This is a genomic window from Thermoleophilum album (assembly GCF_028867705.1).
GTDB lineage: Bacteria > Actinomycetota > Thermoleophilia > Solirubrobacterales > Thermoleophilaceae > Thermoleophilum.
On record NZ_CP066171.1, the window covers coordinates 2,009,959 to 2,029,122 of the forward strand.

General features: G+C 71.4%; 18 protein-coding genes. 9 read left to right on the forward strand and 9 right to left on the reverse strand.

From position 1 onward, the window contains the following. Positions 1 to 8 precede the first annotated feature (8 nt). Positions 9 to 1,145 (reverse strand): Mrp/NBP35 family ATP-binding protein, encoded by a 1,137-nt coding sequence (locus tag JDY09_RS09390; RefSeq protein ID WP_274716670.1) that lies wholly within the window; start codon positions 1,143 to 1,145, stop codon positions 9 to 11. Between the two features lie 89 nt (positions 1,146 to 1,234). Further along, positions 1,235 to 1,621 (reverse strand): hypothetical protein, encoded by a 387-nt coding sequence (locus tag JDY09_RS09395; RefSeq protein WP_274716671.1) that lies wholly within the window; start codon positions 1,619 to 1,621, stop codon positions 1,235 to 1,237. Between JDY09_RS09395 and JDY09_RS09400 the strand changes: the two genes are divergently transcribed. From JDY09_RS09400 to JDY09_RS09410, 3 genes are all read left to right on the forward strand, one after another. After that, on the forward strand, positions 1,599 to 1,889 hold the full coding sequence (locus JDY09_RS09400; RefSeq protein WP_274716672.1) for a hypothetical protein: 291 nt from the start codon (positions 1,599 to 1,601) through the stop codon (positions 1,887 to 1,889). The two genes, JDY09_RS09395 and JDY09_RS09400, sit on opposite strands and share 23 nt — an antisense overlap. Before the next feature lie 90 nt (positions 1,890 to 1,979). After that, complete coding sequence (locus tag JDY09_RS09405; protein WP_274716673.1) at positions 1,980 to 2,582, forward strand: DUF488 family protein; 603 nt, start codon at positions 1,980 to 1,982, stop codon at positions 2,580 to 2,582. A 200-nt stretch (positions 2,583 to 2,782) separates the two neighbouring features. Then, a complete protein-coding gene (locus tag JDY09_RS09410; RefSeq protein ID WP_274716674.1) occupies positions 2,783 to 3,460 on the forward strand; it encodes a CAP domain-containing protein in 678 nt (225 codons plus the stop codon). Here JDY09_RS09410 and JDY09_RS09415 read toward each other — a convergent pair. Next, the gene (locus tag JDY09_RS09415) at positions 3,457 to 4,332 is read right to left on the reverse strand and encodes an inositol monophosphatase family protein (RefSeq protein WP_274716675.1); all 876 of its coding nucleotides are present in this window, start codon (positions 4,330 to 4,332) and stop codon (positions 3,457 to 3,459) included. The two genes, JDY09_RS09410 and JDY09_RS09415, sit on opposite strands and share 4 nt — an antisense overlap. A 22-nt stretch (positions 4,333 to 4,354) precedes the next feature. Here JDY09_RS09415 and JDY09_RS09420 point away from each other — a divergent pair, with 22 nt between their 5' ends. Then, entirely contained in the window at positions 4,355 to 7,438 is a 3,084-nt protein-coding gene (locus JDY09_RS09420; RefSeq protein ID WP_274716676.1) for a PD-(D/E)XK nuclease family protein, read from the forward strand. 119 nt (positions 7,439 to 7,557) lie between these two features. Here JDY09_RS09420 and JDY09_RS09425 read toward each other — a convergent pair whose 3' ends face one another. After that, positions 7,558 to 8,448 (reverse strand): PAC2 family protein, encoded by an 891-nt coding sequence (locus JDY09_RS09425; RefSeq protein WP_274716677.1) that lies wholly within the window; start codon positions 8,446 to 8,448, stop codon positions 7,558 to 7,560. 148 nt (positions 8,449 to 8,596) lie between these two features. On the opposite strand from JDY09_RS09425, the gene JDY09_RS09430 reads away from it, so the two are divergent. Next, positions 8,597 to 9,598: an HDIG domain-containing metalloprotein gene (locus tag JDY09_RS09430; protein ID WP_274716678.1), complete on the forward strand. Its 1,002-nt coding sequence runs from the start codon at positions 8,597 to 8,599 to the stop codon at positions 9,596 to 9,598. A 103-nt stretch (positions 9,599 to 9,701) separates the two neighbouring features. On the opposite strand, the gene JDY09_RS09435 is transcribed toward JDY09_RS09430, so the two are convergent. Continuing rightward, positions 9,702 to 10,091, reverse strand: coding sequence for a TSUP family transporter (locus JDY09_RS09435; RefSeq protein WP_274716679.1), 390 nt, complete (start codon positions 10,089 to 10,091; stop codon positions 9,702 to 9,704). Between the two features lie 114 nt (positions 10,092 to 10,205). Continuing rightward, on the reverse strand, positions 10,206 to 10,571 hold the full coding sequence (locus JDY09_RS09440) for a sulfite exporter TauE/SafE family protein (RefSeq protein ID WP_274716680.1): 366 nt from the start codon (positions 10,569 to 10,571) through the stop codon (positions 10,206 to 10,208). A gap of 58 nt (positions 10,572 to 10,629) precedes the next feature. Here JDY09_RS09440 and otsB point away from each other — a divergent pair, with 58 nt between their 5' ends. Then, positions 10,630 to 11,448: a trehalose-phosphatase gene (gene otsB, locus JDY09_RS09445; RefSeq protein ID WP_274716681.1), complete on the forward strand. Its 819-nt coding sequence runs from the start codon at positions 10,630 to 10,632 to the stop codon at positions 11,446 to 11,448. A gap of 79 nt (positions 11,449 to 11,527) precedes the next feature. After that, the gene (locus JDY09_RS09450) at positions 11,528 to 12,058 is read left to right on the forward strand and encodes a hypothetical protein (protein ID WP_274716682.1); all 531 of its coding nucleotides are present in this window, start codon (positions 11,528 to 11,530) and stop codon (positions 12,056 to 12,058) included. A gap of 24 nt (positions 12,059 to 12,082) precedes the next feature. Here JDY09_RS09450 and polX read toward each other — a convergent pair whose 3' ends face one another. Then, positions 12,083 to 13,855 (reverse strand): DNA polymerase/3'-5' exonuclease PolX, encoded by a 1,773-nt coding sequence (polX, locus tag JDY09_RS09455; protein ID WP_274718009.1) that lies wholly within the window; start codon positions 13,853 to 13,855, stop codon positions 12,083 to 12,085. 46 nt (positions 13,856 to 13,901) lie between these two features. Here polX and JDY09_RS09460 point away from each other — a divergent pair, with 46 nt between their 5' ends. Both JDY09_RS09460 and trxA read left to right on the forward strand, forming a co-directional pair. Then, complete coding sequence (locus tag JDY09_RS09460; RefSeq protein ID WP_274716683.1) at positions 13,902 to 14,702, forward strand: polyprenol monophosphomannose synthase; 801 nt, start codon at positions 13,902 to 13,904, stop codon at positions 14,700 to 14,702. Next, entirely contained in the window at positions 14,678 to 15,007 is a 330-nt protein-coding gene (gene trxA / locus JDY09_RS09465) for a thioredoxin (RefSeq protein WP_342455258.1), read from the forward strand. The genes JDY09_RS09460 and trxA overlap by 25 nt, the downstream gene beginning before the upstream one ends. A 26-nt stretch (positions 15,008 to 15,033) precedes the next feature. Here the strand turns inward: trxA and ileS are convergent, their stop codons facing one another. Both ileS and JDY09_RS09475 read right to left on the reverse strand, forming a co-directional pair. Beyond that, positions 15,034 to 18,114, reverse strand: coding sequence for an isoleucine--tRNA ligase (ileS, locus tag JDY09_RS09470; protein ID WP_274716684.1), 3,081 nt, complete (start codon positions 18,112 to 18,114; stop codon positions 15,034 to 15,036). 63 nt (positions 18,115 to 18,177) lie between these two features. Further along, entirely contained in the window at positions 18,178 to 19,149 is a 972-nt protein-coding gene (locus JDY09_RS09475) for a MerR family DNA-binding transcriptional regulator (protein ID WP_274716685.1), read from the reverse strand. Between the last annotated feature and the right edge of the window lie 15 nt (positions 19,150 to 19,164).

Genomic DNA, 19,164 nt, shown 5'->3' on the forward strand with positions numbered 1-19,164 from the left:
GACCTCGCTCAGTGGGCCATCGGCAGGGGCGTTCCGGTGATGCCGCTCTCGGCAGGTTGTGCGGTCAGAATCGGCCTGGGTGGCAGTTCGGCGATGAGGCCGCGCGCGGCCTGGCGGATCGCTTGCGAGGCGGGAGCGTCGGGATCGACAAGCACGAGCGGCTGCCCTTCGTCGGCACACGAACGCAGCTCGGGCTGCAGCGGGACCGACGCCAGTAGCGGTACATCGAGCTCGTCGGCGAGTTCCTCGCCGCCGCCGCTGCCGAAGATCGCGTGGCGCGAGCCGTCGGGCGCGATGAACGCCGACATGTTCTCGATCACGCCGGCGATCCCGAGCCCGTAGCGGCGCGCCAGCTCGGCGGCGCGCTTCGCGACGCTCTGCGCTGCCGGCTGGGGGGTCGTGACGATCACGAAATGCGCCTGCGGCAGAAGCTGGGCCAGCGTCATCGAGACATCGCCGGTACCCGGCGGTAGGTCGATCAACAGGTAGTCGAGCTCGCCCCAGTCGACGTCCTCCAGGAACTGCCGCAAAGCCTTGTGCAGCATCGGGCCGCGCCAGGTGATCGCCTGGTCGCGCTCGGAGAGGAAAAACTCGATCGAGATCACGCGCACGCCCCCGTGCGCGACGAGCGGCACGATCTTGCGCTCTGCCGAGACGCGTGGCCGCCCGTGAACGCCGAGCATGCGCGGGATCGAGTACCCCCACACGTCAGCGTCGAGCGCGGCGGTGCGGTGCCCCTCGGCGAAGAGCGCCGCGGCGAGGTTCGCGGTGAGCGTCGACTTGCCCACGCCCCCCTTGCCCGACGCCACGCAGATGACGTTGCCGACGCGCGCCAGCGTACCGTCGGGCAAGCCCTGCGGCCGCCCGAGCTGCTGCTGGAGGCGTTGTTTCTCCTCCGGCGTCAGAACGTCGAAACCGACCACGACCTCGCGCACCCCGTCGAGAGCGGCGACGACCTCGCGCACCGAGCGCTCGAAGTGCGAGCGGATCGGACAGCCGGGCGTGGTGAGCGCGACGACGACGCTCACGCGTCCGTCGTCTGCGATCTCGATCGACCGCACCATCCCGAGCGTGACGATGTCACGACGGAGCTCGGGATCGATAACTGCGCGCAGCGCGTCGACAACCTGTGCGCGGGTCGGCACGGCGACATTGTCGCAGAACGGGTGCGGCGCCTCGACGAGGCGCCGCACCGGGAGGGAGGAGGAGGGTGTTCTGTTTCGCGGAGACCGGCTTAGATCAGGCTGGCAACCTGATCGCTCAGCCGCGACGCGAAGCTGCGCAGCTCGCGACGGGTGCGCGTCACCTGCCGCTCGAGCTCGCGGCGGTTGCGGCGCAAGGTGCGCTCGGCGCTGCGCCGGCGCTGACGCAGCTGGCGCTCGATCTGCGTGCGGACACGCTTGACCTGGCGCTGGAGACGGTTGCGGGCAGTCGTACCACGGCGCTCGAAACGGCGCAGGTTCGCGCGCACCTGCTGCTCGAGCTGCTGCAGCTCCGACTGCGGATCGCTAGCCAGCGGACGCACCGCTTCGACAGCGGCGTCGCGCACCTCGAGCACCGCGCCCACCGGGATCAGCACCGCGCGCTCGGCTTGCTCGGTGACGGAGCGCAGGACGGCCACGGGACCGCGCGCGCCGTCGCTGGTGGTCGCGCTGCGGGCGCGGCTGTTGGACCTCGACGCGGTGGTGCGTCGCGTCGTGCGACGCGCACGGGTGCCCTGGGCGCGCGTCGCCGTGGTACGCCGCGCGCGCGTCGTCCGGCGCGGGCTGGCGGTGGTGCGCTCGCGCTGGCTGCGCTCGCTGGTGCTAGCGGTCGCGTCGGCGGGCGGTTGTTGGGTGGCGGTCGTTGCGTTCGTGTTCTCGGCCATCTATTATCACCTCGTGAGGTAGTCGATTCGGAAGTTTATTAGATCTAAGTAGTTTTGTCGCACGCAACTTCTCGCGGGTGAGCCGCTCGCACGGAGGCGCGATACTCGCCGTGTGCAACCGTGCACGGCCGGCAACGCCGAGGCGTGCAGCCGGGGCGGCGCGCAAGCGATCTTCACGATCGGCCACTCGCGCCACCCGCTCGAACGTTTCGTCGAGCTGTTGCAGCGAGCCGGAGTCGAGCTCGTGGCGGACGTGCGCTCGCGCCCCCGTTCGCGCTTCCCGCACTTCGCGCGAGGCGAGCTCGCGCGGGAGCTCGAGTGCCGCGCCGGGATCGGTTATGTCCATCTGCCCGAACTGGGCGGTTTTCGCGAGCCGCTCGCCGAGAGCCCGAACACCGCCCTTCGCGAGCGCGCCTTCCGCGGCTACGCCGACCACATGCAAAGCCCCGAGTTCGCCTCGGGTCTGGCCCGGCTCTTAGCTCTCGCGCGCACGCGACGGGTGACAGTGATGTGCGCCGAGAGCGACTGGCGCCGCTGCCACCGCCGGATGGTGGCCGACGCCCTTGCGGGGCGCGGCGTGACGGTCGTGCACCTGTTGCCTGACGGCAGCACCGAAAGACACGTCCTCGACCATAGGGCGCGTGTCGTGGGGGGCAGGCTTGTCTATCCGGTACCCGAGGCAGCGCCGGGCGAGCAGCTTTCCTTGCCTACGTAGGTCCTGCGCCGCGGACAGCGGTGTCTTAGCCCGGCCCGAGCGCCCAGCCTGGCCCGAGCGACCGGTGCGCGCTCGACTGCGCGTCTCCAACATCCGTCGAGGGGCGGTCGAACAGCCGTCGGCGGTGCGGCTACGTACATCTGTCCATTTGGACGTTTGGCTGATCAAGCGACACCGGGCGCAGCGCCGATTTCCCGGGCGTGCCCCCCGCCCGCGCTGCGACATACAGCGAAGCGCTCGGCCGCGACAACGCCGTGACTCGGCGTCGCGCCGCTGGCGGCGCCGCGCTTGCGCTGCTCGTCGTGCTCCTGCTCGCAGCGCTCGCCGGCCCGATCGATCGCGCCGGAGCGGCGACGAAACCGCAGCGCAGCTCTAGCTGCGCACGTGCAGCGGCGACGGCGTCGGTGGCAAGTTTGTTCGACGACACGCGGCGCCAGATCCAGGCGCGCACGCGGCGGGCGTTCGTGCGGGCGACGCTGTGCGCGATAAACCGTGTGCGCGCCCGTCGCGGGCTGCGCCCCTTGCGACTGTCGCGCCGGCTGTCACGGGCGGCGGCAGCGCACTCCCGTGACATGGTGAGGCGCGGCTACTTCTCGCACACCGCGCCGGGCGGCCTCACATTCCTCGCCCGGATCGTGCGCAGCGGCTACCTACGCGGTGCCCGCAGCTGGATCGTCGGCGAGAACATCGCTTGGGGCATGAGTTCGCTGGCGACACCGGCCGCCACGTTGCGGATGTGGATGAACAGCCCGCCGCACCGCGCGAACCTGCTCTCGCCCCGTTTCCGCGAAGCCGGGATCGGGATCGCGACCGGGGTGCCGGGGCGCCCCTCGGCCCCTGGCGTTACCTACACCGTCGACTTCGGTCGCAAGCGCTAGCAGCGCGCCGCGGGGCGTTCAGCGCCGAAAAAGAGCTCCGCGAGACGCTTGGCGGTACCCGCGTCGCGTGCGGCCACGAGCTCGAGCCGTGACGCTATCGCGAGCCGAGCCTTGCCGCCCTCGCCACCTAGCCAAACACTGCCGCCCGCCTCCTCCACGACAACACGCGCTGCCGCAAAATCGACGACGCGCAGCGGACGCAACGCAACGAGGGCGTCGACCCGTCCCTCAGCCACCAGACACATCGCCTCGGCCGCACCGCCGAGGACGCGCACGCGCTCGGCGCCCGAGGCTTCGATCGCCCCCGCGTGGGCGGCGATGAGGCGCGGCGCCGTGCACTCGAGTGCGAGCACCTCTAGCTGCCGGGAGGCCGGCAACACTCGTTCCAACGGCAGCCGGTCGTCGCTGGCGCTAGCGTCGGCGCCAGCTAGCCGCCGGTAAGCGCCCCTGCCTCGCACGGCGAACCATTCGTCACCGCTAGCCAGATCGCAGACGAAGCCGCAGGTGACGTCGCGAAGCCGCGATCCCTGCGCGAAGGCGACCGACAGCGAGGCGAAGGGCAGGCCGCGCTTGGCATTCAGGGAGCCGTCGACGGGATCGATCACAACCCGCAGTTCGCCGCCGCCGGCGACCGCAACCTCGCCGCGTTCTTCGGAGACGACAGTGGCGGCGACAGCGGCTTTCTCGAGCACGTCGATGGCCGCCGCCTCAGCGAGCGCGTCGACCGCGAGCGACACGTCTCCCCCCTCGCCGCGGCCTCGGGCGACGCCGCGTGCAGCGGTGGTGTCGAGGCTCGCGACGACGCGGCGCACCTGCCGGGCCATGGCGCGGGCGAGGTCGAGCAGCGCGAAATCGTCCTCGCCAGCCGGCATCGCCGCCGTATCCTAGGCTCGCATGGTTTACGAGGCCGAGGCTGGGGACGGCGCCAGTCGCGCCGCGATCGGCCTGGGGACGCCGCCGGACCGTGGGAACCCGCCGGCGAGACACGCCCAGGGGCGGGCGAACGCTCGCGACCCAAGCGAAGAGTCGGCAGCGGCAGCGACCGGGGCACGCGGAGGCGCGTTGCCGCGCGCCTGCGTGGTGGGCGGCCCCCCCGGCAGCGGCCGCACCACGGAGCTCGTCGAGCGCTTCCTGGCCGCGCTCGCCGAACCCGGCAGCGAACCGGCGACGTTCGTGACGGCGAGCGAGCGGGCCGCCGCCGCGGTGCGTGCCCGCGCCGAGGCGCAGCTGCGCGGGGCGAGCGACGAGCTCGCGGTTTGGTCGGTGGCGCGAATCGCAGAGCGGCTTTTGCGGCGCCACGCCCGGCTTGCCGCGATCGACCCCTCGTTTCCGCTCGTCGGACGCGCCGAGCGCGTGCTGCTCGTGCACGACGCCCTCGACCGGCTCGCACCGGTGGCCCACGACCCGATGGCCGACCCCGCCCAGCTAGCTGCGTCCCTGGTCGACGGCATCGACCGCTTCAAAGGCGAGCTCCTCCTTCCCGAGGAGGCTCGCGCGCGCGCGGAAACAGCGCTGCGCGGCGCCCGCGACGACAGCGCCCGCGCCGCCGCCGCACGCGCCGTCGAGGTAGCGCGTGCCTACGAGCTGCACGAGCGGATGCTGGCCGAACGCGGCTGGATCGACCGGCTCGGTGCTGTCGTGCGCGCCGTCGAGCTGTTGCGGCGCGAGCCGAGCGTGCGGCGCGGCGCAGCGCAAGCGTTGGGCGCACTGTTCGTGGACGACTACGAGGCGCTCTCGCTCGCCGAGGCGACGCTGGTCGCAGCACTGGCGAGCGAAGCGCGCGCGGTGACGGTCGCGGTCGCCGATGCGAGCTGGATAGCCGATCGCGACGCCGCCCTGCGGGCGCGCGAGATCGAGCAAGAGTTCGTCGTCGACGATCCGGTCAACCTCGGCCAGAGCCGCCGAGCGCCGGTGCGCGGCCAGGGTTGGCGGGTCGCCCGCACACGCGATCGCGCCGAGCGGGCACAGCTCGCGGCGGCGCTGTGCGCCCGTGCGGTGAGCAAGCACGGCGGACCGAGCGAGGTGGCGGTCGTCACCGACGAGGAGCCGCTCGCCGAGCGCGTCGCGTTGGCGCTCGAGCGCCTTAACTTGCCGACCGAACGCGGCGGCCGCGGCGCTTTCTTCCGCCGCCCCGAGGTGCGCGACGTGATCGCGTGGCTGCGCGCGCTCGCCGACCCTGCCGACGCTGCGGCGGCGATGCGTGCGTTGGCGAGACCCCCGATCGAGCTCGCGCAGCGCGACCTGGCGCGGCTGTCGCAGTCGGCGCGACGGCGACGGATCGATGTGCCGAGCGCCGTGGCGGCGGCGCTGACGAGCGACCAGTTGACGCCAGAGGGGCGCGAGCGTCTCCATGCGTTCCACGATCTCTACACACGCGCGGCACGCGCGGCGGCGACGATGCGACCCGACGCGTTCGTGCTGCGGCTCGTGCGCCGGCTCGGGATGCTGCGCGGCGCGGCGCTCGCCGGCGACAGCGAGAACGCCGCCCGTGCGCGCAACATCGGACGCCTGGTCGAAACAGCGGCACGGCTGTGCGACCGCGACCCCGACGCGTCGCTTGCCGATCTCGTGCGGCTGCTGTCGGTGGCGGCGCGTGCCGGCGTCGATCCCCTCGGCGATGATGCGCTTGAGGTTTCACGCTCGGCAGTGGCGGTGGAGTGCGCCTGTCCGCCGTCGCGCGAGGTGAGTTGCGTGATCGCTCTCGCCGGCGACGCGACGTCGCGCAGCGAGCTTTTGAACTGGGCTGCGCGGGCACGGACCGAGGTGGTGGTGGTCGCGGCGGCGTGTAACCGCGAGGTGGACGAGCTCCTCGCCGAACTGGGGGCCGAGGAGCTCGAGCTCGCGGCGACGGGACCGCTCGAGCGCGGACCGCTCGATCTGGTCGTCGCCGAGCTGGCGAGCAAGCTTGGGGAGACGGTTTCCGAGGTCGCCGGACGGATCGGCGAGATGCGCCTCGACACACACGTCGACGTCGATCGCGCGGTGGTGGCGCTGCTCGATCTGATCAAGGCGGTCGCGGTGTCGGAGCGCGCCCGCGCCGGCGAGGATCCGCGCGAGGTGCTCGCCGTGTCGAGCGCGATCGTCGAGCGCGCAGCGACGGAAAGCCAGCGCGAGCTGCTAGCGCGCTCGTCGGTCGACGCGCTGCTTGCCGGCGGCGCGCCCGACGCTCACGCCCCGGCAGCGAACGGTGACAGCGACGCGCGACCGGCAGCGCAGCCCACCGGTCTTGAGCCTTTCATCCCCCGCCGCGGCGACGGTTTGCTGCTGTCGGCGTCCGACCTCGAGACCTACCGGCTCTGTCCGTTGCGCTACAAGTTCGCCCGCGTCTTTCGCATCCCCCAGGAACCGACGCTGCAGCAGCGTTTCGGTATCGCGCTGCACCAGACGCTCGAGCGCTTCCATCTGCACAGCGACGGCTCGCGCGCGGCGCTGTTGCGCACTTTCGAGGCTTGCTGGCGGCGAGCAGGGCTCGGTCAGGGGCCGCGCGAACAGGCTTTGCGCGAGCGCGCACGGCGAGCGCTCGAGCGCTACTTCGACCGCTTCGGCAGCGAGCGGGCGGCCGGTGGCGCACAGCCGCTGTGGTTCGAGCGCGGCTTCGCGTTCCGTCTCGGCCGCCATCTGGTGCGGGGGCGGGTCGATCGCGTCGACCGGCGCGCAGACGGCAGCTTCGAACTGATCGACTACAAGACCGGCAAGGCGCGCAGCGACGCCGATCTCGCCGACGACATCCAGCTGTCGCTCTACCAGCTCGCGGCACGCGAGGCGTGGGGTGTTGAGTGCGCGGCGCAGAGCTACCTGTACGTGCTGACCGGCGAGAAGGTCGAGGTGCCGGCGACGGCTACGAACATCGAGCGGGTGGTGGCGCGCGTCGAGGAGCTTGCCGCGGGCATCGCCGAACAGCGTTTCGAGCCGCGCCCGGCACCCGACCTGTGCGCGGCGTGTGACTACCGCATCCTCTGCCCGGCGAGCGAGGTGTAGGGCCCGTGCGGGCAGAGTAGACGGGTCGGGCGGCGCGGCCGGTCCGGACCGAGAGCCGCAGGCACCGGCTGCGCCCGGCGGGGACCGCAGTGCGCGCGCCGCGCTAGGCGCGCGCCGCGCTAGCGCTCCTCTTCGTCCTCCGCGCTTCGGTTTCCGCCGCGCTGGCGCAAAAAGCGCTGGAAATCGCGGGCGATCATTTCGCCCGACGGGATCCGTCGCGGGCGCGGCTGCTCGTCGTCGGCGGCCGATTCGAGCCGCTCGACGAAGGCGCGCGCTTCGGGGTCTTGCTGGACGGCAAGCGAGACGCGTCGCTCGTACTCTTCGGCGGCGCGCTCGAGCTCGGACGCCTCGACGGCGACTTTCGCCGCCCCCTCGAAGGCGCGAACGAGCGCGAGCGCGACCTTGGTGTTGGGGGTCGCCGCGACATAGTGCGGCGTCGACGCCCACAAGCTGATCGCGGCGATGTCGGCCTGGGCAAGCGTGTGGTGGAGAACACCGATGATGCCGGTCGGACCCTCGTAGGTGGAGCGGGCAACGCCGAGGCGGTCGAGCATCAGCGGGTCGGAGGCGAACCCGGTGATCGCGACCGGGCGTGTGTGCGGTACGTCGGCGAGCAGCGAACCGAGCGAGACGACGAGCCGCACCTCGAGACGCTCGACGACTTCGAGCACAAGCCGCGTGAAGGTGCGCCAGCGCAGCGACGGCTCCACGCCGCGCAGCACCACGACGTCGCCGTCGGCGCCGGGTACCTCGGCGAAAGAAAAGACGTTGCGCGGCCACGACAGCTTGCGACGGCCGTCGGCTGCGAGCGCGACGGTGGGCCGCACGGCGGTGAAGTCGTAGAAGTTTTCGGGGTCGATCTCGGCGAACTCGTTGGCCCCGAGCCGGCGGTGTATGAAGTCGGCGGCACAGGAGGCGGCGTCGCCAGCGTCGTTCCAACCTTCGAAGGCGCAAACCAGTGTCGGGCGGCGCAGATCAGGCCAAACGTCGACGCGCAGTTCGTCGCTCACAGGTTCACGGTAGCCGACGGCGCCGGGCAGTCCGACGCTCCGCCGACCGCCGGCGGCCCGACGCAACACCAGCGGCCGCCCGTGCGAGACGCGGCCAGCGGCCCGCGCGGAGCTCCTTCCGTCCGCCCGCTCGCCGACCCTTCTCGCCGTGAGCGAGCGAACGAGCGGTGAAAGGGAGGGCCAGGGTGGCGCTCGCGTGCCGCGCCGCCAAGCGAGCGGCGAGGGGTCGATGCGCTCGGATCCGCCGCTTGCGGCGCTCGAGCCGGGCCGCTCGTTCAGCGGGGTGTATGCGTGCACGCGCAAGGACTTGCTCGTCGCTCGCAACGGGCAGCCGTATTTGGCGGTAGAGCTCGGTGACAGCTCGGGCACGATCACCGCGCGCGCTTTCCGCGATGCGGCCGCGTTGGCGAGCGGGTTCGAGCAGGGTGACCTGGTGGAGGTGGTGGGACGTGTAGAGCGCTTCCGTGGCGAGCGGACGGTAGAGCTTGCGTCGATCCGTCGTGCCGACCGCAGCGCGGTCGATCCGCGCCGGTTTCTGCCTGCGACGGCGCGCGAGCTCGACGAGCTAGACGGCTTTTTCGAGGCGCTGGCAGCCGAGCTGGCGTGCCCGGTGCTGGCGCCGCTCGTACAGCTTTTCGTGCACGACGAGGGGTTCCGGGAGCAGTTTCGTCTCGCGCCGTGCACGCGCGAGGGACATCACGCCTATCTGGGCGGCTTGCTCGAGCACACGGTCGCGGTGGCGACGCTGGCGCACGAGCTGTGCCAAGTGCATCCATGGCTCGACCGCGATCTGCTGTTGGCGGCGGCGCTCCTCCACGACGTGGGCAAGACGCGCGAGTTCGAGCTCGGCGCCGAGATCGCGCTGTCGAGCGAGGGGGCGCTGCTCGGTCATCTCGCGCTCGGCCAGCGCATGATCGAGGAGCGCTGGTCGGCCCTGGCGGCCGACCGGACAGCGGTCGGGCCGCTCGCTCGCGTCCCGGCCGCGGACCGCGAGGCGCGCTTTCAGTCCCTCCTCCACTGTGTCCTCGCCCACCACGGTCCCGACCAGCTCCCGTCCCGGCGCTTCCGGTCGGCGGAAGCGGCCGCTCTGTACCGGCTGAACCAGCTCGATACGGCGGTGGGAGCTTGGATGGGCGGCCCGGTCGCTTAGCGCTCAACCGTTGCAACGCGAGCGATCGCAAAGCCGGCTACCCGAACGCCCGGCAGATGGTCGCCGCGCGGGGGCAGCCGCGCCACACGCAAGGGGACAGGAGCTAACTCCCGCGCGAAGCCGGCGCGAGCACCCGTCGCGCAAGCCGCCACGCGAAGTAAAGCTGCAGGGCCGCGAAAGACAGAGCGAGGGCGCGGTCGGAGACGGCGTTTGCGAGCTCGGTTCCAGCGACGACGCCGATCGGTGAAAGCAGGCCGATCAGGATGCCGTCGCGCAGGCGCACGTTGCCGTAGCCGTGCTGACGCCAGGCGCCGACCGCGGCCACCACGGTGACCGCGAGCAGCGACGTGGCCTCGGCCGCGAGCTGCGTTTTGTCGAGGAAGGCGACGAGTCCCGGTACGAACAGCACGCCGCCCCCGACACCCAGCATGCCGCTCGCAACACCCGCCGCGAAACCGACCGCGGCGAGAGCAACCAAATCTGCGGCGCTCACGGCGACAACCCCCACCCGTGGCCGCGACCGCGGCCGTGCCGCGTCCGGGACACCGTTGCTTGCCGGTCCACCACCGCCTAGCGCCCCCGCATCACCGGCGCGCGCCTCGAGGCCTCACCCGAGCGCGAGTTTCACCGCGCTCGCCACTAGTACGAGCGCGAAGATCGCAGCGACGACGCGCTCGGGCAGGCGCTGCTGCAAGGCGGCACCGACGACGACACCGGCGACTGCTGGAACGCCCACGAGCGCCGCCGCTTTCACGTCGACGTTGCCGTGCAAACCGTGCGCCGCAGCGGCGAGCGCACCGATGATCGCGATCGCGCACAGCGACGTGCCGGTCGCGACACGTTCGCGGTAACCGAACCACACGATCAGAAGCGGAACGATGACCGTGCCGCCGCCGATCCCGAAAAGACCGCTGAACGCCCCGCCGGCGGTTGCCGTGAGGGCGAGTCGGAGCGTGCGTCGGCGAGGCGTCACCGGCCGCGGACGATATCTAGACGCGAAAGCGCTCGCGCCGGGCGCCATACTTGGGCGAGTGCCGCTCGCACCTCCCGAGGCGCAGTCGCTCCTCGAGCCGCTCGTCGCCGTGCCGGAGCGGGCCGCCGTGCTGTGCGACATCGACGGCACGCTCGCGCCGATCGTCGCTCGTCCCGAGGATGCGCACGTAAGCGAAGAGACCGCGCGCCTGTTGGCGCGGATCGCTCGCCGCTACCGCCTGGTCGCCTGCGTGTCGGGCCGCCCGGCGAGCGAGGCACGGCGTCTGGTCGGAGTCGGCTCGCTCGTTTACGCCGGATCGCACGGGGCCGAGCTGTTGCTCCCCGGCGAGCGCGGCGTGCGTGTCCAGCCAGGGTTCCGCGAGTGGGAGGAGCGTGTGCGGCGGTTCGCCGACCGTGTCGACCGCGCGGCGCTGCGCCTGCTCGGCATCAGGCGCGAGGACAAGGGACCGATCGTCGCCCTGCACTGGCGCACCGCGCCCGACACGCAACGGGCGCGCAGCGAACTCGAACGCCTCGCTGCCGAGGCCGAGGAGGCGGGCCTCGCCACCCACTGGGGCCGGAAAGTGCTTGAACTGCGCCCGCCGCTGCCGATCGGCAAGGATCGGGCTGTCAGCGAACTCGTCGAACGCTTCGGCGTGCGATCGGCGCTCTTCGGCGGCGACGACGCCACCGATCTCGACGCGTTCCGCGCGCTGCGCACACTGCACGAACGGGGCGCGCTCGACCACGTTGTGCTGGTGGGAGTGCACTCGAGCGAAGGTCCGAGCGAACTCGCCGAGGAGGCCGACCTGCTAGTCGACGGGGTCGGCGGCTTCGCCTCCCTTCTGCGCACGCTGGCGGAAGGCTCCGACCGGTGAAGACCGGCACGCGTACCGGCACCGGCGCCGGGCGCGGCGAGAGCGTTCGCCAACTCGGCCGTGCTACAGACAACTGACGATGCGCTTCCGCGACTTTTTGCGCGCCTCGGTGCTGCTGCTCGGCGCGGCCGCGACCGCGCTGACGGTAGTAGCGATGTTCGCCGTGGCACGCAGCGACGATGCCACCACAGCGATCGTCGCGAGCGCCTGGCTGGTCGCAGCGGCGGTCGCGGGGACCGTGCGCGGCGCCCGACCGCGGCCGACCGACGGTATCGCGCGCCTCATCGCTGCCGCGCGAACCACCGCGACGCTGCCCGAGCTCGAACCGGGCGCGATCCTCGTAAACCGCCACTGGCCTCTCGCGCTCGCTTGTCTTGTCGCGACGGTGGCGGGCGTGTGGTTCCCGCAGGTGCCCGCCGTCGCTGCCGGCTACGCCCTCTTCGTCGCCTTGCGCTGGCGCAACCAGCCGCGCGCCGTACAGGCGATCGAGGAGCGCGACGGTGTCGAGTTCTGGATCGAGCGCGGCTCGCCCTTGCGCGCACCGCGCCTGCTGCGCCTGCCGGGCTTGCGCAAGATCGAAGCTGAGCCCGCCGCCAAGGCGCGCGGCTGAGCCGCGCGACCGAGCCGGCGCCACCTAGACACGTGCACGTTTGCGCAGCCGCCTGAGCTCGGCGAGCGGACGGGTGTTGGCGACCGACTGCGCCCCCACCCACCCGCGGCGTGCGGTGGCGACGCCGTAGCGGATCACGTCGAACCCCTCGGGGCTGTGCGCATCTGAGTTGATGACGAGCATCGCCCCCGCCTCGGCCGCGAGGCGTGCCCACACCTCCGACAGGTCGCGGCGGTCGGGGTTGCCGTTGATCTCGAGCATCGTGCCCGTCTTCACCGCCGCCTCGACAAGCGCCTCGACGTCGACGGCGTAGGGGTCGCGGCGACCGATCAAGCGGCCGGTGGGATGGCCGATCGCATCGACCAGCGGGTTCTCCATCGCGGCGACGATGCGCGCCGTCATCTCGCGCTCGGGTAGCGCGAACGAGGTGTGAACGCTCGCGATCACCCAGTCAAGGCGCTCGACGAGCTCATCGGGGTAGTCGAGCGACCCGTCGGGTCGCAGCGAGATCTCGCTGCCGCAGAGGAGCGTGATGCCCTCGAGCTCGGCGTCGAGAGCGGCGACACGCTCGATCTGCTGCTCGAGCTCGCTCGCCGAGACCGCGTTGCCGAAACCGTGGCTCGCCGAGTGGTCGGTGATCGCCAGGTACTCGTAGCCGCGCTCGCGCGCCGCCAGCGCCATCGTGCGAGCGTCTGCGCGGCCGTCGGAAGCCGTCGTGTGGCAGTGAAGATCGCCGCGGATCTGCTCGACCGTCACGAGATCCGGCAGCGAGCCCGCCTGTGCAGCCTCGATCTCGCCGCGGTCCTCGCGCAGCTCGGGCGGGATCCACGGCATGCCGACGAGCGCGTAGACGTCCGCCTCGGTGGCGCAGCGCAGCGCAGCGCCCGCCCGCCTCGCGCCGGCGGGCGAAAGCTCGATGCCCTGCTCGCTGGCCAGCTCGCGGATACGCGCGCTGTGGCGCTGCGAACCGGTGAGCTGCTGCAGCGCGACGGCGAAAGCGTCGGGCGCGCACAGTCGCAGGTCGACGGCGATGCCGTCGTGGGTCTGAAGGGTCAGGCGGGCCACGCCCGCAGTCTCGCCGCCGCCGTCGTCGCCGTCCTCGGTCAGCGCCACCGACTGGAAGGCGCCGCTCGCCGCAAGCCGCTCGCCGACCGCCTTTGCCGGCACCGCTGCGGCAGCGAGCAGATCGACATCGGCGGTCGCTTCGACCGCCCGCCGCACACCGCCGACCGCCTCGGCGGCGAGGACGCCGTCGCACTCTGCGAGCAGCGCCAGCACGCGCTCGGCAGCGTCGCAGGCATCCGAGATCAAAAGCAGCCGCGACCGCTCCGCCAACGGTCGTTGGCGGAGCCGCTCGAGCGCTCGCCGCAGACGCTCGACGGTGCGCCCACCGAACCCGGCGACCTCGGCGATGCGCCCGGTCTCGACGGCACGCTCGAGATCTTCGAGCGAGGCGACGCCGAGCGTTTCCCACAGGAGCCGCGCGCGTTTCGCGCCGATCCCCGGAACCGCCATCACCTCCAGCAGACCGGGCGGGTATTTCGCCAAAAGGCGCTCCAGCGCCGGGACCGTTCCCGACTCGACGAAGTCACGGATCTTGCCCGCGATCGTCGGACCGACGCGAGGCAGTTCGGTGGCGCGACCGGAGCGTGCGAGCTCGGCTACCGACACCGTCGCGTGGCGCACCGACTCCGCCGCCTGCCGGTAGGCATTGACGCGGTAGGGCTCGGCGCCGTCGAGCTCGTACAGCGCTGCGAGCCGCTCGAGCATCTCGGCTATGTCGGCATTGCGGAGCACGCAGGTCGCGGGGCCGAAGCGGCTGGCCTGGCTACTGTAGGGGCTCGTGCCGTCGGCCTGGCTGATCCTGCCCACCTACAACGAGGCGGACAATCTGCCTCGCATCGCACCGCTCGCCCTCGCCGCGCTGGAGCAAACCGGCCTCGATGTCACGCTGCTCGTGGTCGACGACGCGTCCCCCGACGGCACAGGGCGGATCGCCGACAAGCTCGCTGAACACGACGCGCGCATCCGCGTTCTCCACCGTCGCAGCAAAGCGGGTATCGGCCCCGCATATGTAGCCGGCTTCGAGCAAGCTCTCGCTGGCGGCGCCGACCTCTTGTTGCAGATGGACGCCGACTTTTCGCACGACCCGGCGGACCTGCCTCGCCTCGTCGCGCCGGTCGCAGCGGGCGAAGCCGACCTCGTGCTCGGGTCGCGCTACGTCACCGGCGGACAGATCGAGCGCTGGGGGCCGCTGCGCCGGGCGATTAGCCGCGTCGGCTGTTGGTACGCACAGGTGGTGCTAGGTGTCGGCGTGCGCGACCTAACGGGTGGCTTCAAGTGCATCCATCGGCGGGTGTTCGGGGTCGTAGCACCGAGGACCTTGCGCACCAACGGCTATGGCTTCCAGATCGAAGTCACCTACCGCGCGCTGCGCGCCGGTATGCGCGTGCGCGAGGTACCGATCACCTTCCGCGAGCGCGAGCGCGGCAAGTCGAAGATGAGCATGGCGATCGCGCTCGAGGCAGCGTGGCGTGTACCCGCTCTCCGCCTGCGTGTCGCGCGGTCGCGCAGCGACGATATCGTGGCCATCGACAGCGTCCGAGAGGAGACAGCGAAGTGGCAGGATCGATCAAGGACGTAACTGACGCGACCTTCCAGGTCGATGTGCTCGAGGCGTCGAAGCCGGTGCTTGTCGACTTCTGGGCACCCTGGTGCGGTCCGTGCCGGGTGATCGCCCCGCACCTCGAGGAGTTGGCGAACGAGCGCGACGACATCGAGATCGTCAAGCTCAACGTCGACGAAAACCCGCAAACCGCGGCGCGCTACGGCGTCATGTCGATCCCGACGCTAATCCTGTTCAAGGCCGGTCAGCCGGTACACCAGATCGTCGGCGCGATGCCCAAGCAGCGCATCGCGCAGGAGCTCGAGCCAGCTCTGCGGGCGTAGTCGCCGCCTCGCCCCCCAGCGCGCCGCTACAGGCGCTCGACAGCGATCCGCAGTTCGCGCCCTTCGACGCGCGTGACGACGCCGTCGGCGGTGCCGTAGGTGACCTCGCGAGCAAGCGTTTCGCGCGCGATCTCCTGTTCGAAGGCACGCGCCACCTCGAGCAGCTCGGGGTCGCCGGCGAGGGCCAGTCGGATTCTGTCCTCGACCCGCAAGCCGGCCTCCTTGCGGGCGTTCTGGATCGCGTGCACGAGCTCGCGGGCAAGTCCTTCGCGACGTAGCGCCTCGTCGATCTCGAGGTCGAGCGCGACAGCGTGCGTACCCGCCCGCTCGACCTGGTAGCCCTCGAGCGGTTCGAGCACCACCTGCACGTCGTCGGCAGCGAGCTCGACACGTTCGCCTTCGACGTCGACGGCGATCGCACGACCGGCGCGCAGCTCACGTGCGGCAGCAGCTGCGTCGATCGCGCCAAGCGCTTGCGCGAGCTTCGGCATGCGCTTGCCGAAACGCGGCCCGAGCCGCCGCCAGTTCGGTTTCAACTGGACACGCCCAAGCTCCTCCGCCGCCTCGACGTAGCGCACCGCCTTCACGTTCAGCTCCTCGCGCACCAACTCCTCGAAGGCGGCGATCGCGTCGCGCTCGCGGCCCGGCGCAACCACCACTGCCTCGCGCAACGGCTGGCGCAGCTTCACGCCCGCCTGGGCGCGCGCCGCCCGTCCGAGCTCGACAGCGTCGCGTACCACCTGCATCTGCCACTCGAGCTCGCTGTCGCGCTCGCCCGGCTCGGGGAACGCGCAGAGGTGCACCGAAGTCTCGCTGCCGTCGAGGTTGGTGTAGATCGCGTCGGCGAGGAAGGGCGTGAACGGGGCGAGCAGCTTCGACAAGACGACCAGGCAGTGGTGCAAGGTCGCTAGCGCCGCACCGTCGCCATCCCAGAAGCGCCGCCGCGACAGCCGCACGTACCAGTTGGAGAGCTCGTCGACGTACTCGGCGATCGCGCGGCCGGCGCTGGTCGTGTCGTAGTCGTCCATGCGCTCGATGACACGGGCGCACAGGCCAGCCAGCCGCGAGAGCGCCCAGCGATCGAGCGCCGTTAGTTCGGCGTCGGCGAGCGGCGGCAAGGGCGACTCGGCGAGGTTCGCGTAAAGCACGAAGAAGTGGTAGGTGCTCCAGAGCGTGCGCAGGAACGGGCGCGTTGCCTCGCCGACGGTGTCGAGCGAGAAGCGGTAGCCGTCCCAAGGCTGCTTGGCTGTGAAGTAGTACCACCGGAAGGCATCGGCGCCGAAGCGCTCGATCACGTCCCACGGGTCGACGACGTTGCCGCGCGACTTCGACATCTTCTGACCGTGCTCGTCGAGGATCAGCCCTAGGCACACGACTGTGCGGTAGGGGCTGCGGTCGAAGAGCAGCGTTGATACGGCGAGCAGCGAGTAGAACCAGCCGCGCGTCTGGTCGATTGCCTCGCTGATGTAGTCAGCGGGGAAGTTCTCGTCGAAGCGGTCGCGGTTCTCGAACGGGTAGTGCCACTGCGAGAACGGCATCGCGCCCGAGTCCCACCAAGCGTCGATCACCTCGGGCACGCGGCGCATCTCGCCGCCGCACTCGCGACAGGGAAAGACGACCTCGTCGATGTAGGGCTTGTGCAGATCGTCGGGCACGGCGCCCGCGAGCTCGCGTAGCTCCGCCACCGAACCCACGCAGTGCAGGTGCCCTTCGCGGCAGCGCCAGATCGGCAGCGGTGTGCCCCAGTAACGCTCGCGTGAGAGCGCCCAGTCGATGTTGTTGGCGAGCCAGTTGCCGAACCGCCCATGCTTGATGTGCTCGGGGTACCAGCGCACCTGTTCGTTCTCGGCGAGCATGCGCTCGCGCACCGCGGTGGTGCGCACGTACCAGCTCGTCTTGGCGTAGTAGAGGAGCGGCGTGTCGCAGCGCCAACAGTGCGGGTAGGAGTGGACGATCTCTTCGGCGCGCAAGAGGCGCCCGCGTTCGCGCAGCGCGGCGATGATTTCGGGGTCGGCGTCTTTGACGAACTTGCCAGCGAACGGACCGACGCGCTCGTCGAAAGTGCCGTCCTCGCGCACCGGGTTGTGGACCGGTAGGCCGTGCTCTTGGCCAAGGCGGAAGTCGTCCTCGCCGAACGCCACCGCCGTGTGCACCACGCCCGTTCCCTCGTCGGTGGTAACGAAGTCGGCGGCCAGAACGGTGTGGCCTTTCGGACCCCAGTCGCTGATGTACTCGAACGGCGGCTCGTAGCTCAGCCCGACGAGGGCCGAGCCTGGCATGGTGGCGACGGTTTCCGCCTCGTCACCGAGCACCCGCTCGACCAGCTCGCGCGCCAGGATCAGCTCCTCGCCGCGGTAGCGCACGCGGGCGTACTCGACCTGCGGGTTGACCGCCAGCGCGGCGTTCGAGAGCAAGGTCCAGGGCGTCGTCGTCCACGCCAAGAGCGCCGCGCCGCGCTCGTCGCGCAGCGGAAAACGCACGTACACGCTCGGGTCGCTGACGTCGCGGTAACCGAGCGCCACCTCGTGCGACGAGAGAGCGGTGCCGCAGCGCGGGCAGTAGGGAACGACCTTGTGACCCTCGTAGAGCAGTCCCTTGTCCCAGACCTGGCGCAGCGACCACCACACCGATTCGATGTAGTCGTTGGTGAGGGTCGCGTAGGCGTCGTCGAGGTCGATCCAGAAGCCAATCCGCTCGGTCAGACGGTTCCAGTCCTCGATGTACTTGAAGACCGACTCGCGGCAGCGGCGGTTGAACTCGGCGATGCCGAAACGCTCGATCTCGTGTTTCGAGTTGAGCCCGAGCTCGCGCTCGATCTCGAGCTCCACGGGCAGGCCGTGGCAGTCCCACCCGGCCTTGCGCTCGACGAGGAAGCCGCGCATCGTCTTGTAGCGCGGGAAGACGTCCTTGAAGACGCGCGACAGGACGTGGTGCGAGCCCGGGCGCCCGTTCGCCGTCGGCGGGCCTTCGTAGAAGACGAACCGCGGCGCGCCAGCGCGCCGGCGCAGCGACTCGCGGAAGACGTCGCGCTCGCGCCAGCGCGCGAGCACGCGCTCCTCGAGCCGGGGCAGGTCGATGCTCGGCTCGACTGGCTCGAAGCGCCGCATGGAGCGCGATTCTACGGCGCCGGCGGCACGGCGGACGGGCGTCGCCGGCGCCCGACGTGCAGCTCAGCGGCCGAGCGGCGCGGCGTGGGCGGCGACCTGGGCGCGCGCCGCCGACGATCGCTGGCGGGCGCGCACCACGGGACGCGTGCTGCTCTCACGGCCGGCGGGCGCGACCGGGGCGGCGAGAGGCACCCCGTCGGCGAGCGAGCGCAACGCCTGGACGGCCTCGGTCGGGCGGCTGCCGAGCGACGGCAGCGACCGCTCGCCCCGCACCGGCAACGCTTCGCGGTACTCGACGACCGGTGCGGTCGAGCCGAGTTTGCGCACGGCGTGGACGAGCCTGCCGACACGGTCGAGGGTGGCGCAGCCGCCGCAGAACACGAAGGCGATCGGGTCGAGCGCGCGGATCGCGCGGAGGATCCGCTCGGGCGCTATGTCGCTACGCAAAAGCAGCGTTCTGAAACCGGCGCGCCGGACCAAGAGCTCGAGCGCTTGCACGTGCAGCGCTTCGACGTCGAGATGCGCCGAGGCGTCGAAAAGCAGCACGCCCTGCGGGCGCGTCGCCGGCGGTACCGCGCGCCGCACCGACAACACCCAGCCCGTCGCCCAGCGCAAGGCGGCCTCGAGCTCGGCCTCGCGGTGGTCGCGCCTGGCCAGCGCCTCGAGGGCGGGTAGCAGGACCTCTTCGACCGTGCGCTCGACCGAGCGCACCGCCAAGCTCTCTTCGAGTACGCGGTCGGCTCCCTCCTCGTCGAACGACTCGAGCGTCTCGAGCAGACGGCGATCGTTACTGGGGCCGTCGCCGCGGCGGCGGGCGAGCGCGATCGCCGAGGAGATGTTGCCGGTCTCGGCGAGCGCGCGGCGCAGGGCTTGGAGCTCGGCGAGGTCGTACTGGCGGTGGCCGCCGGGGGTGCGGCGCGGGCGCGGGTAGCCGAAGCGCCGCTCCCAGCTGCGCAGCGTGTTCGGGCTCACACCGAGGAGGTCCGCGGCGGCGTTGGTGCGGATCCCGGCGGTCGTGCCTTGGTCGGCTCTCATTGCTGTTCAGGGGAG

Bases quoted from the DNA above. Each gene is read 5' to 3' on its own strand.
- JDY09_RS09415 (WP_274716675.1), bottom strand. From the start codon at position 4,332: ATGCCGGCTGGCGAGGACGATTTCGCGCTGCTCGACCTCGCCCGCGCC.
- JDY09_RS09420 (WP_274716676.1), top strand. From the start codon at position 4,355: ATGGTTTACGAGGCCGAGGCTGGGGACGGCGCCAGTCGCGCCGCGATC.
- JDY09_RS09450 (WP_274716682.1), top strand. From the start codon at position 11,528: ATGCGCTTCCGCGACTTTTTGCGCGCCTCGGTGCTGCTGCTCGGCGCG.
- ileS (WP_274716684.1), bottom strand. From the start codon at position 18,114: ATGCGGCGCTTCGAGCCAGTCGAGCCGAGCATCGACCTGCCCCGGCTC.
- JDY09_RS09475 (WP_274716685.1), bottom strand. From the start codon at position 19,149: ATGAGAGCCGACCAAGGCACGACCGCCGGGATCCGCACCAACGCCGCC.